The following is a 12506-nucleotide window of genomic DNA, read 5'->3' as shown; positions in this document are numbered from 1 at the left end:
GCGCGGGTACATCCGCGGGCGGTTTTGCCCTATACTTGACGCTGATCCAAAACCAGCAACGATAGGTAACTTATGGAAATTGATCTCGACAACCTGGTCTTCAGCGGCCTGGATGAAGCGGAAGAGCGCAACGCGGAGCGTCTGGAAGAAGCGGACAAAAAAGCCCAGGCGATCGTTGCCGATGACGATTGCGGCGACGCCTGCAAAATCTGATTATCAAACCGGCCCGCGGGCCGGTTTTTTTGCCTCCCGCTCCCTCAGCTGGGTAAAAACCCTTTCAGCGTATCCAGCAGCGCCTGCGCCGCCTTCGACAGCGGCAGATGTCCGGCATAAATCGCCCCAACGCACTTTTCAATCGGCGGATCGCTAAGCGGAATGCACACCGCCCCCAGCGAGGCCATCTGCGTTTTGCATAGCGCTGGCACCGCGCTGCCCCCCAGCCCGCTGGCCACCATTCTCCCCACCGTCACCAGCTGATGGCTCTCCAGGGCCACGTCCAGCTGACGCCCGCTTCGCGCCAGCGCCTCCTCCAGCATCAGGCGCACCGCCGAAGGGCGCTGGAGGGTAATAAAGTCGAGGGTTAACAGCTCCTGCCAGGTGAGCTTTTTTTTCTTCGCCAGCGGCGATTGCCGGGGAACGATCGCCACGAAGCGGTCCACCGCCAGCGGGGTAAACAGCAGGTTGTGGCTGGGCGATGGCTCGAAAGCGATACCCATTTCCACCCGCCCCTCGCGCACCATCTCGATCACCTGCTCATTTATCACGTCATGCACCGTGACGTTCACCCCGGCATAGCGGTCGCGGAAGGCTTTCAGCGCCTCCGGCAGAACGTTGGCGGCGAACGACGGCATCGCGGCGACCGAGATTTTGCCCCGCTGCAGGGTAAAGCTCTGACGCATCGCCTCCTCGACGTTATCCCAGTCGGCCAGCAGCTGACGGGCCATCGGCAGAAAGAGTTCCCCCTCCTGGGTGAGGGTCACTTTGCGGGTGCTGCGCTGCAGCAGCGCGCCCCCCAGCGCCTCCTCCAACCCTTTGATGGTCAGGCTGAGAGCTGGCTGCGACAGATTCAGCCTTTCGCTGGCGTGGGCGAAATTGAGAGTGTGAGCTACCGCTAAAAACGCGCGTAACTGTTTGACACTCATTCTCATTTTTCATCCTGTTAACTAATTGAAAGAAATTAGTTAACAGGAAATTAATAAGATTTCCAAATGAGTGGGTCACAAATTCAAAATTATCAAATCAGTCGCCAGCGCCAATGATAAGGCTATCGCAAGGCAGGAGAGACAAGATGGCAGGACTGGATAAACGCGTCGCCAGCTACGAAGCGGCGCTGGAAGGGTTAACGGACGGCATGACGCTGCTCGCCGGCGGCTTCGGCCTGTGCGGTATACCCGAAAATTTGATCGCCGAAGTGAAGCGCCGCCAGGTGCAGGGGTTGACGGTGGTTTCCAACAACTGCGGCGTCGACGGCTTCGGTCTCGGCATGCTGCTGGAATCGCGCCAGGTCAGCAAAGTGGTGGCCTCTTACGTCGGGGAAAACGCGCTTTTTGAACAGCTGGTGCTGAGCGGCGAGCTGGCGGTAGAGCTCACCCCGCAGGGAACGCTGGCGGAAAAAATCCGCGCCGGCGGCGCCGGGATCCCCGGCTTTTACACCGCTACCGGCTATGGCACCCCTGTCGCCGAAGGCAAAGAGGTGCGCCAGTTCGACGGTAAAAATTACATTCTCGAACAGGCCATTCGCGGCGATTTCGCCCTCGTGAAGGGCTGGAAAGCTGACTGGTACGGCAACGTGGTTTACCGCCACACCGCGCAGAATTTCAACCCGCTGATGGCCACCGCCGGGCGCATTACGGTGGTGGAGGTGGAAGAGATCGTGCCGCCGGGCGAACTGCCGCCCTCCGCCATTCACACCCCGGGGATCTATGTCGACCGGCTGATCGTCGGGCAATTCGAAAAACGTATTGAACAGCGCACCCTGCGCGCCGGAGGGCACTGAGATGCTAACCCGTGAACAAATGGCGATGCGCGTCGCTCAGGAGCTGCGCGACGGCGACTACGTTAACCTCGGGATCGGTATCCCGACGCTGGTGGCCAACTATATCCCCGCCGGTATTGAAGTGATGCTCCAGTCGGAGAACGGCCTGCTGGGGATGGGCGAATTTCCCGATGAGGAAACCATCGACGCCGACATGATTAACGCCGGCAAACAGACCGTCACCGCGCAAACCGGGGCGGCGATCTTCGATTCCGCCCAGTCGTTCGCCATGATCCGCGGCGGCCACGTCGATCTTACGGTTCTTGGCGCCTTTGAGGTCGACGTCGCGGGGAATATCGCCTCGTGGATGATCCCCGGGAAAATGGTTAAGGGGATGGGCGGCGCCATGGACCTGGTGGCCGGCGCGCAGAACATCATCGCGGTGATGACCCACGCCTCAAAGAACGGCGAATCCAAACTGCTGCCGCAGTGCACCCTGCCGCTCACCGGCGTGGGCTGCATTCGCCGGGTGCTCACCGACCTGGCCCTGCTGGACATTGTCGACGGGGCGTTTGTCCTGCGCGAAGTGGCTCCGGGGGTCAGCCCCGACGAGGTGATGCGTAAAACGGCGGGACGGCTGATCGTCGCCGACGACGTGCGCGAAATGCGCTTCAGCTAAGGAGAGACCATGACCGATATTGCCATTGTTGCTGCAGTACGCACCCCGGTCGGCAGCTTTCGCGGCGCCTTCGCCCCGCTTTCCGCCGTCGACCTCGGCGCGACGGTGGTACGCAGCCTGCTTGAACGCTGCCAGCTGCCCGCCGCGGCGGTCGATGAACTGATTTTCGGCCAGGTGCTCACCGCCGGCTGCGGGCAGAACCCGGCGCGCCAGACCGCGCTGCGGGCCGGCCTGCCGGTGGACACCCCGGCGGTCACCGTCAATCTGGTGTGCGGCTCCGGGTTGAAAGCGGTTCAGCAGGCGGTGCAGGCGATCCGCTGCGGCGACGCCGGGATCGTTATCGCCGGCGGCCAGGAGAGCATGAGCAATGCTCCCTATCTGATGCACGGCGCCCGCGACGGCCTGCGTTTCGGCCACGCCAGCCTGCAGGACAGCATGATCCAGGACGGCCTGTGGGACGCCTTTAACGACTACCACATGGGCATTACCGCCGAGAACCTCGCCGATGCCTTCGATATCAGCCGCGAGCGCCAGGACGCCTTCGCCGCCAGCTCCCAGCGCAAAGCGGCGGCCGCTATCGCCGCCGGACGCTTTCGCGAGGAGATCGTCCCGGTCAGCGTTCCGCAGGGCAAAAAGCCGCCGCGTGTCGTGACCGACGATGAACAACCGCGCCCGGAGACCAGCGAGCAGCAGCTGGCCCAGCTGCGCCCGGCGTTTCGCCCGGCTGACGGCAGCGTCACCGCCGGGAATGCCTCATCCCTGAACGACGGCGCCGCGGCGGTCCTGCTGATGAGCGTCGATAAAGCGCGCGAGCTTGGGCTGCCGGTGCTGGCGCGCATCGTCAGCGCGGCGGTCGCCGGGGTCGACCCGTCGGTGATGGGCATCGGCCCGGTGAGCGCCTGCCGCAAAGCGCTGCAGCATGCCGGCTGGACGCTGGACGAGGTGGATCTTATCGAAGCCAACGAGGCCTTTGCCGTCCAGGCGCTGGCCGTCGGTCAGCTGCTCGAATGGGACAGCGAGAAGGTCAACGTCAACGGCGGCGCCATCGCCCTGGGCCATCCCATCGGCGCCTCCGGCTGCCGGATCCTCGTCAGCCTAGTGCATGAGATGCAGCGCCGGGGCGCCAGCAAAGGGCTGGCCACCCTGTGCGTCGGCGGCGGCCAGGGCATCGCCATGACCCTTCAACGTTAACAGGAGCCACTATGTTTACACCACGTCTGGCGGTACTCGGCGCGGGACTGATGGGCGTCGGCATCGCCTGTCATTTCGCCCGTCACGGTCACGCCGTCCGCCTATATGACACCGATCCGCAACGTCTTGCCGAGGTGCCCACTGTGGCCGGGGCGATCCTGCGCGAGCTGGAGGCGAGCGGTCAGCAGGATCCCGCCGACCGCGACGCCGTGCTGAGCCGTTTAACCCCCACCCCGGCGCTGCAGGCGCTGGCCGACGCCACGCTGCTGATTGAAGCGATCCCCGAACGGCTGGCGCTGAAGCACGCCCTGTATGCCGAACTGGAAACGCTGATCGCCGACGAGGCGATTATCGCCAGCAACACCAGCGGCCTGCCGCCGGATCGGCTGGCGCAGGGCATGCGCCTTCCGGAACGCCTGCTGATCGCCCATTTCTGGCATCCGCCGCACCTGATCCCGCTGGTGGAAGTGGTGCCCGGGAGCGCCACGCTGCCCCATCTGGCGCGCCAGGTAAGCGACTTTTGCGCCGGCTGCGCGCTGGAAGCGGTGGTGCTCAACCGCGCCGCGCCGGGCTTTGTCGGCAACCGACTGCAGTTCGCCCTGCTGCGCGAAGCGCTGCACATCGTCCACAGCGGCATCGCTTCCCCGGAGGTGGTGGACCAGGTGATGCGCGCCTCGCTGGGCCGTCGCTATGCGATGGTCGGCCCGCTGGAGGCGGCGGACATGACCGGCCTGGCGACGGTCCAGGATATCTGCCAGCACCTGCTGCCGGAGCTGGCCAGCGGTACGGAGATGATGTCGCTGGTGGCGGAGAAAGTGGCGCAAGGCGACACCGGCGCCCGCAGCGGGCAAGGCTTTTACCGCTGGGACGAGGCGCGGCGCCAGCGCATCCAGTCGCGCCGGGAACACCAGCTGCGCTTCGCCCTGAAACCCTAGTATCGCGTTCTGTACCCCTACAATAACAATGAGAGTGAGACGTCGTGATGAGTGTGATAATAGCCCTGGCCGCGCTGGCGTTACTGATGCTGGCAGCCTACCGTGGATACAGCGTGATCCTCTTTGCGCCGATCGCCGCCCTCGGCGCGGTGCTCCTCACCGACCCGGGCGCGGTCGGCCCGGCCTTTACCGGCCTGTTTATGGAAAAAATGGTTGGCTTTGTAAAGCTCTATTTCCCGGTGTTTCTGCTGGGCGCCGTGTTCGGCAAGCTGATTGAGCTGTCGGGATTCTCACGGTCGATTGTCGCCGCCGCCATCCGCATCCTCGGCCGCCGCCACGCGATCCCGGTGATCGTGCTGGTGTGCGCCCTGCTGACCTACGGCGGGGTGTCGCTGTTTGTGGTGGCCTTTGCCGTCTACCCTTTCGCCGCCGAGCTGTTTCGCCAGAGCGGGATCCCCAAACGGCTGATCCCCGCCACCGTCGCCCTCGGCGCGTTCTCGTTTACCATGGACGCCCTGCCCGGCACGCCGCAGATCCAGAATATTATTCCCACCAGCTTCTTCGGCACCAATGCCTGGGCGGCCCCGTGGCTGGGGCTTATCGGCTCGCTGTTCATTATCCTCTTCGGTTTGCTGTGGCTGGAGCGCCAGCGCCGCAAAGCGCAGGCCAGCGGCGAAGGCTATGGGACCGATCTGCAAAATGAGCCGGAGACCCCGGATGACATCGACCTGCCGCATCCGCTGATCGCAATCGCCCCGCTGCTGCTGGTGGGGGTGCTGAATCTGCTGTTTACCCACTGGATCCCGCAATGGTACGGCGCCAGCCATGAGCTCACCCTGCCGGGTCTGGCGAAGCCTGTCGTCACCGAGGTGGGGAAAATCACCGCCATCTGGGCGGTGCAGGCGGCGCTGCTTTCCGGCATTGTGCTGGTGCTGGTCTGCGGCTATCGCAATATTCGCGGCCGGCTGGCGGAGGGGAGCCGGACGGCGGTGGGCGGGGCGATTCTCGCGGCAATGAACACCGCCTCTGAGTATGGCTTCGGCGCGGTTATCGCCGCCCTGCCGGGTTTCCTGGTGCTGTCGAAAGCCCTCGCGGCCATTCCCAATCCGCTGTTAAACGAGGCGATCAGCGTCACGGTGCTGGCCGGGATCACCGGCTCGGCCTCCGGGGGAATGAGCATCGCCCTGGCGGCAATGTCCGAAACCTTTGTCGCCGCCGCCCACGCCGCTAATATTCCACTGGAGGTCCTGCACCGCGTCGCCGCCATGGCCAGCGGCGGCATGGACACCCTGCCGCATAACGGGGCGGTGATCACCCTGCTGGCGATCACCGGCCTGAGCCATCGCCAGGCCTACGGCGGCATTTTCGCCATCACGGTGATCAAAAGCCTCGCGGTGCTGTTTGTCATTGCCACGTTCTATGTGACCGGCATTGTCTGAGACCCGATTGAAGGAGAAATAGCATGAATTTAGACGGTAAAACGGCGCTGGTTACCGGCTCCACCAGCGGCATCGGCTTAGGGATCGCCAAAGTGCTGGCGCAGGCAGGCGCCCAGCTGGTGCTCAATGGCTTCGGCGACAGCAGCCACGCCCGGGCTGAAGTCGCCGCGCTGGGCAAGATCCCCGGCTATCACGACGCCGACCTGCGCGACGTTGGGCAGATCGAGGCGATGATGCGCTATGCCGAAAGCACCTTCGGCGGCGTCGATATCGTGATCAATAACGCCGGTATCCAGCACGTCGCCCCGGTGGAGCAGTTCCCGGTGGACAAATGGAACGACATCATCGCCATCAATCTCTCCAGCGTCTTCCACACCACCCGCCTGGCGCTGCCAGGCATGCGCCAGCGCGACTGGGGGCGCATCATCAACATTGCCTCAGTGCATGGCCTGGTGGCGTCGAAAGAGAAATCGGCCTATGTCGCCGCCAAGCACGCGGTGGTCGGCCTGACCAAAACCGTGGCCCTGGAAACCGCGCGCAGCGGCATCACCTGCAACGCCATCTGCCCCGGCTGGGTGCTGACCCCGCTGGTGCAGCAGCAGATCGAGAAGCGCATCGCCGAAGGGGTCGACCCGCAGCAGGCCAGCGCGCAGCTGCTGGCGGAAAAACAGCCCTCCGGAGAGTTTGTCACCCCGCAGCAGCTGGGCGAAATGGCGCTGTTTCTGTGCAGCGACGCCGCCGCCCAGGTGCGCGGCGCGGCGTGGAACATGGACGGCGGCTGGGTGGCGCAGTAAACCGCAGGCGTCGCGACGATCAGAACATCGCCAGAAAGCGCTTCACCGTGCGCGAGCGCTCGAAGCGCCGCCAGGCGATGGCGATATCGGTCTTCAGCGGCGCCCCGCTGAGCGGGTGATAGCTGACGTTCGGCTGTTGAATGCAGGTCATCGACTGCGGGACCAGCGCGAAGCCGAACCCGGCATTGACCATGCTCAGCGATGACGAAATCTGCGACGACTGCCAGGCGCGCTCCATATCGATGCCGGCGCGCAGGCAGCTGTTGTACACCAGCTCATACAGCCCCGGGGCCACCTCCCGCGGGAAGAGGATCGGCGCCACGTCGCGCAGCTGCTCCAGGGCCAGGGTCGGCTGCGTCGCCAGCGGGTTGTCGCGCGGCAGCGCGATAACCATCGGCTCCTCATCGATAATCCGCAGATTAAAGGCTTTACTGCTCTCGCACGGCAGACGGACGAAGGCGATGTCAAGCTCGGCCTCGCTCAGGGCGGTCATCAGATTGGCCATATTGTCTTCCATCTGGTGCAGGGTCACCCCGGGGTGATCGAGCTGAAAACGGTGCAGCAGCGTGAAGATTTGCGGGTGGAAAGCATCAGAACTGGTAATGCCTAGCGACAGGCTGCCGTTCATCCCGCGGGCAATGCCCTTGGCCTTCTCCAGCGCCGCATCGCTCATGGCGAGGATCTGGCGGGCATCCTCATAGAACGACTCACCGGCTTCGGTGAGCTCCACCCCGCGGGTCAAACGCCGAAACAGCGGGGTCCCCACCTCGCGCTCAAGCCGCTGAATTTGCTGACTTAACGGAGGCTGTGAAATACCCAGTTCCTTGGCGGCCTGGGTGAAGTGCCGCGTCCTGGCGACGGCGACAAAATAGCGAAGATAACGAAGTTCCATATCGAAAACGTCTCAAACCAGCATGGTTTCTATATTGGAACTGTGAGCTGAATCGGGTCAACATTTATTTAACCTTTCTTATATTTGTTGAACGAGGAAGTGGTATATGAATCATTCTGCTGAATGCACCTGCGAAGAGAGTCTATGCGAAACCCTGCGGGCGTTTTCCGCGCAGCATCCCGAGAGCGTGCTCTATCAGACATCGCTCATGAGCGCCCTGCTGAGCGGGGTTTACGAAGGCAGCACCACCATCGCGGACCTGTTGAAGCACGGCGATTTCGGTCTCGGCACCTTTAATGAGCTGGACGGGGAGCTGATCGCCTTCAGCAGTCAGGTCTATCAGCTGCGGGCCGACGGCAGCGCCCGCAAAGCCCAGCCGGAGCAGAAAACGCCGTTCGCGGTGATGACCTGGTTCCAGCCGCAGTACCGGAAAACCTTCGACCATCCGGTGAGCCGCCAGCAGTTGCACGAGGTGATCGACCAGCAAATCCCCTCTGACAACCTGTTCTGCGCCCTGCGCATCGACGGCCATTTCCGCCATGCCCATACCCGCACCGTGCCGCGCCAGACGCCGCCGTACCGGGCGATGACCGACGTCCTCGACGATCAGCCGGTGTTCCGCTTTAACCAGCGCGAAGGGGTGCTGGTCGGCTTCCGTACCCCGCAGCATATGCAGGGGATCAACGTCGCCGGGTATCACGAGCACTTTATAACCGATGACCGCAAAGGCGGCGGTCACCTGCTGGATTACCAGCTCGACCACGGGGTATTGACCTTCGGCGAAATTCACAAGCTGATGATCGACCTGCCCGCCGACAGCGCGTTCCTGCAGGCCAATCTGCATCCCGATAATCTCGATGCCGCCATCCGTTCCGTAGAAAGTTAAGGGGGTCACATGGACAAACAGTATCCGGTACGCCAGTGGGCGCACGGCGCCGATCTCGTCGTCAGCCAGCTGGAAGCCCAGGGGGTACGTCAGGTGTTCGGCATCCCTGGCGCCAAAATCGACAAGGTATTCGACTCACTGCTGGATTCCTCCATTCGCATTATTCCGGTACGCCACGAAGCCAACGCCGCCTTTATGGCCGCCGCCGTCGGGCGCATTACCGGTAAAGCGGGCGTGGCGCTGGTCACCTCCGGTCCGGGCTGTTCCAACCTGATCACCGGTATGGCCACCGCCAACAGCGAAGGCGACCCGGTGGTGGCCCTGGGCGGCGCGGTGAAACGCGCCGATAAGGCCAAACAGGTCCACCAGAGTATGGATACGGTGGCGATGTTCAGCCCGGTGACGAAATACGCCGTCGAGGTGACCGCGCCGGACGCGCTGGCGGAAGTGGTCTCCAACGCCTTCCGCGCCGCCGAGCAGGGCCGGCCGGGCAGCGCTTTCGTCAGCCTGCCGCAGGATGTGGTCGATGGCCCGGTCAGCGGTAAAGTGCTGCCGGCCAGCGGGGCCCCGCAGATGGGCGCCGCGCCGGATGCCGCCATCGACCAGGTGGCGAAGCTTATCGCTCAGGCGAAGAACCCGATCTTCCTGCTCGGCCTGATGGCCAGCCAGCCGGAAAACAGCGCGGCGCTACGCCGTTTGCTGGAGGCCAGCCATATTCCGGTCACCAGCACCTATCAGGCCGCCGGGGCGGTAAATCAGGATAACTTCTCTCGCTTCGCCGGCCGGGTCGGGCTGTTTAACAACCAGGCCGGGGACCGTCTGCTGCAGCTCGCCGACCTGGTGATCTGCATCGGCTACAGCCCGGTGGAATATGAACCGGCGATGTGGAACAGCGGCAACGCGACGCTGGTGCATATCGACGTCCTGCCCGCCTATGAAGAATGCAACTATACCCCGGACGTCGAGCTGGTGGGCGATATCGCCGGCACCCTCAGCAAGCTGGCGCAAAATATCGATCGCCGGCTGGTGCTCTCTCCGCAGGCGGCGGAGATCCTCCGCGACCGCCAGCACCAGCGCGAGCTGCTGGACCGCCGCGGCGCGCAGCTGAATCAGTTTGCCCTGCATCCGCTGCGTATCGTTCGCGCCATGCAGGATATCGTCAACAGCGACGTCACGCTGACCGTGGACATGGGCAGCTTCCATATCTGGATCGCCCGCTACCTTTACAGCTTCCGCGCCCGTCAGGTGATGATCTCCAACGGTCAGCAGACCATGGGCGTCGCCCTGCCCTGGGCCATCGGCGCCTGGCTGGTCAATCCTGAGCGCAAAGTGGTCTCCGTCTCCGGCGACGGCGGTTTCCTGCAGTCGAGCATGGAGCTGGAGACCGCCGTCCGCCTGAAAGCCAACGTGCTGCACCTGATCTGGGTTGATAACGGTTACAACATGGTGGCCATCCAGGAAGAGAAAAAATATCAGCGCCTGTCCGGCGTCGAGTTCGGGCCGATGGATTTTAAAGCCTATGCCGAGTCCTTCGGCGCCAAAGGGTTTGCCGTGGAAAGCGCTGAGGCGCTGGAGCCGACCCTGCGCGCGGCGATGGACGTCGACGGCCCGGCGGTAGTGGCCATCCCGGTGGATTATCGCGATAACCCGCTGCTGATGGGTCAGCTGCATCTGAGTCAGATTCTGTAAGTCATCACAATAAGGAAAGGAAAATGAAAAAAGTCGCACTTGTTACCGGCGCCGGCCAGGGGATTGGTAAAGCTATCGCCCTTCGTCTGGTGAAGGATGGATTTGCCGTGGCCATTGCCGATTATAACGACGCTACCGCCAAAGCGGTCGCCTCCGAAATCAACCAGGCCGGCGGCCGCGCCATGGCGGTGAAAGTGGATGTCTCCGACCGCGATCAGGTGTTTGCCGCTGTCGAACAGGCGCGCAAAACGCTGGGCGGCTTCGACGTCATCGTCAATAACGCCGGCGTGGCGCCGTCCACGCCGATCGAGTCCATTACGCCGGAGATTGTCGATAAAGTCTACAACATCAACGTTAAGGGGGTGATCTGGGGCATTCAGGCGGCGGTCGAGGCCTTTAAGAAAGAGGGGCACGGCGGGAAAATCATTAACGCCTGTTCCCAGGCCGGCCACGTCGGCAACCCGGAGCTGGCGGTGTATAGCTCCAGTAAATTCGCCGTACGCGGCTTAACCCAGACCGCCGCTCGCGACCTCGCGCCGCTGGGCATCACGGTCAACGGCTACTGCCCGGGGATCGTCAAAACGCCGATGTGGGCCGAAATTGACCGCCAGGTGTCCGAAGCTGCCGGTAAACCGCTGGGCTACGGTACCGCCGAGTTCGCCAAACGCATCACCCTTGGTCGTCTGTCCGAACCGGAAGATGTCGCCGCCTGCGTCTCCTATCTTGCCAGCCCGGATTCTGATTATATGACCGGTCAGTCATTGCTGATCGACGGCGGGATGGTATTTAACTAATAAATAATAAGCTCTGACATGGCTTGCCCCTGCTGATATGCAGGGGCTTTTTTTGTTTGAGAGTAAGCATTACGGTAAAACGAACCCTCTATTGATAGGTAGAGTCCGCTCCAGGCGCCCAGGGGATGTTAACGGCGTAGACGTTGCGTCAGGCGACTAGTCATTAAAAGTGCTTACTGCTTATTTGCGGGACCGCCGTCTGATTTGGGTGGGATCTTGACGACTAATCTTTGAGCTATTCCCGGTTTGCCCTTTTCAAAGCGCCATTTTTTAAGCATTTTATCAATGACTTGATGTTCCAACTCCGGAGTCGTTGTCGATTCAAGTATCTTTACATTCTGAACTCTGCCATCTGAATCAACATCGTACTGAATCCGCAGGAAACTCGGCAGTAGGTTTCCGTTCTTATCACGAGTGGTAATTGATGTGTTTGCAGAGGAAATGCTGCCTGAAGGTGTGCTGGCGCTGGCCTCTGTGCTGGCGCAGAGTGTCAGTAACAATGGCAAAATTAAAGTGAATAGTCTGCTAGTTTTCATTAATCGTCTGAGTTCCAAAGTTAACCATGAATATTCACGTTACCAACGGCGCGAGTGACAGGTTACCAGATGAGATGATCCGTGAACACCGCGTCTTCAGTGGCAATCACGTTGCCCCCTGACCCGGCGCTTCGTACTACATCCTTCCCGAGGACGTTTGGCTATCAGGACAAGTGGGCGCTGAGCGACTACATCAACGACTCTTTTGCCAGCTGTCAGCAGCGCGATCCGGTTCGTCGGGGAACATGGGCGAGCTAAAACCCTCAAGTGATTAGCATGGATTCGCGTCCCGCGCTGAAGACGTTCAGCTAATCCTTTTTAACTCCGGTGCTCGGGATCTACCGCGCTTGCAGCGTTAAGGGAGGGATCTCCGGGGCCTAAGCGGCAGCCTGCTGCTGATGCTAAGGGGGATGTACTTCAGTGATTCATGCGACACCTGAAACTTAACACGGAAGCGGCTGAGCATAGCGCCAGCAGGGAGAATCCCGGAGAGCGATGCGTGAGAACTTATCCCGGCTACGCTGTTGTGCCGTATTTGTGCCGTATTTTTGCCGGGTGGCGGCTGCGCCTTACCCGGCCTGGAGGGTTCGTGCGACCTGTCGTTAATATATTCACCATGGTTGCTGAAACTGCCGGTGCTGACGGCCTCAAAATCGCTGAGACGTTCCCGGAAGGCCGGGGCAGCCCGCATGGATG

13 protein-coding genes are annotated in these 12506 nt (G+C 62.1%); 10 read left to right on the top strand and 3 right to left on the bottom strand.

Annotated elements, in window-relative coordinates; translation table 11 throughout:
- The first annotated feature begins 72 nt into the window (after nt 1–72).
- On the top strand, nt 73–213 hold the full coding sequence (locus tag K5R89_RS22810; RefSeq protein ID WP_002908189.1) for a hypothetical protein: 141 nt from the start codon (nt 73–75) through the stop codon (nt 211–213).
- Between the two features lie 44 nt (nt 214–257).
- On the opposite strand, the gene K5R89_RS22805 is transcribed toward K5R89_RS22810, so the two are convergent.
- Nucleotides 258–1148: a LysR family transcriptional regulator gene (locus K5R89_RS22805; protein WP_023290006.1), complete on the bottom strand. Its 891-nt coding sequence runs from the start codon at nt 1146–1148 to the stop codon at nt 258–260.
- Between the two features lie 140 nt (nt 1149–1288).
- Here K5R89_RS22805 and K5R89_RS22800 point away from each other — a divergent pair, with 140 nt between their 5' ends.
- The 6 genes from K5R89_RS22800 to K5R89_RS22775 are packed head-to-tail and all read left to right on the top strand — an operon-like array spanning nt 1289 to nt 7013.
- Nucleotides 1289–1996, top strand: coding sequence for a CoA transferase subunit A (locus tag K5R89_RS22800; protein WP_023290007.1), 708 nt, complete (start codon nt 1289–1291; stop codon nt 1994–1996).
- 1 nt (nt 1997) lies between these two features.
- Nucleotides 1998–2654, top strand: a complete 657-nt coding sequence (locus K5R89_RS22795; protein ID WP_048297676.1) for a CoA transferase subunit B — start codon at nt 1998–2000, stop codon at nt 2652–2654.
- 9 nt (nt 2655–2663) lie between these two features.
- Nucleotides 2664–3845, top strand: a complete 1182-nt coding sequence (locus K5R89_RS22790; RefSeq protein ID WP_023290008.1) for an acetyl-CoA C-acetyltransferase — start codon at nt 2664–2666, stop codon at nt 3843–3845.
- A gap of 11 nt (nt 3846–3856) precedes the next feature.
- Entirely contained in the window at nt 3857–4780 is a 924-nt protein-coding gene (locus K5R89_RS22785; RefSeq protein WP_049014245.1) for a 3-hydroxyacyl-CoA dehydrogenase family protein, read from the top strand.
- A 44-nt stretch (nt 4781–4824) separates the two neighbouring features.
- Entirely contained in the window at nt 4825–6219 is a 1395-nt protein-coding gene (locus tag K5R89_RS22780) for a GntP family permease (RefSeq protein WP_197743183.1), read from the top strand.
- 23 nt (nt 6220–6242) lie between these two features.
- Nucleotides 6243–7013: a 3-hydroxybutyrate dehydrogenase gene (locus tag K5R89_RS22775; RefSeq protein ID WP_217259581.1), complete on the top strand. Its 771-nt coding sequence runs from the start codon at nt 6243–6245 to the stop codon at nt 7011–7013.
- Between the two features lie 19 nt (nt 7014–7032).
- Here the strand turns inward: K5R89_RS22775 and K5R89_RS22770 are convergent, their stop codons facing one another.
- Nucleotides 7033–7905, bottom strand: a complete 873-nt coding sequence (locus K5R89_RS22770) for a LysR family transcriptional regulator (protein WP_004145376.1) — start codon at nt 7903–7905, stop codon at nt 7033–7035.
- A 106-nt stretch (nt 7906–8011) separates the two neighbouring features.
- Between K5R89_RS22770 and budA the strand changes: the two genes are divergently transcribed.
- The 3 genes from budA to K5R89_RS22755 are packed head-to-tail and all read left to right on the top strand — an operon-like array spanning nt 8012 to nt 11274.
- Nucleotides 8012–8791, top strand: a complete 780-nt coding sequence (budA, locus tag K5R89_RS22765; protein ID WP_002908205.1) for an acetolactate decarboxylase — start codon at nt 8012–8014, stop codon at nt 8789–8791.
- 9 nt (nt 8792–8800) lie between these two features.
- The gene (alsS, locus tag K5R89_RS22760; RefSeq protein WP_217259582.1) at nt 8801–10480 is read left to right on the top strand and encodes an acetolactate synthase AlsS; all 1680 of its coding nucleotides are present in this window, start codon (nt 8801–8803) and stop codon (nt 10478–10480) included.
- A gap of 23 nt (nt 10481–10503) precedes the next feature.
- Nucleotides 10504–11274 (top strand): (S)-acetoin forming diacetyl reductase, encoded by a 771-nt coding sequence (locus K5R89_RS22755; RefSeq protein WP_004151179.1) that lies wholly within the window; start codon nt 10504–10506, stop codon nt 11272–11274.
- A gap of 173 nt (nt 11275–11447) precedes the next feature.
- Here K5R89_RS22755 and K5R89_RS22750 read toward each other — a convergent pair whose 3' ends face one another.
- The gene (locus K5R89_RS22750) at nt 11448–11810 is read right to left on the bottom strand and encodes a TonB family protein (RefSeq protein WP_074423654.1); all 363 of its coding nucleotides are present in this window, start codon (nt 11808–11810) and stop codon (nt 11448–11450) included.
- Nucleotides 11811–12506 lie beyond the last annotated feature (696 nt).

The sequence above is a fragment of the Klebsiella sp. TF21-TM genome, assembly GCF_019753495.1.
Classification (GTDB): domain Bacteria; phylum Pseudomonadota; class Gammaproteobacteria; order Enterobacterales; family Enterobacteriaceae; genus Klebsiella; species Klebsiella quasipneumoniae.
The sequence above is the reverse complement of the archived record's forward strand: the minus strand, read 5'-3'. Positions and strand labels throughout refer to the sequence as shown.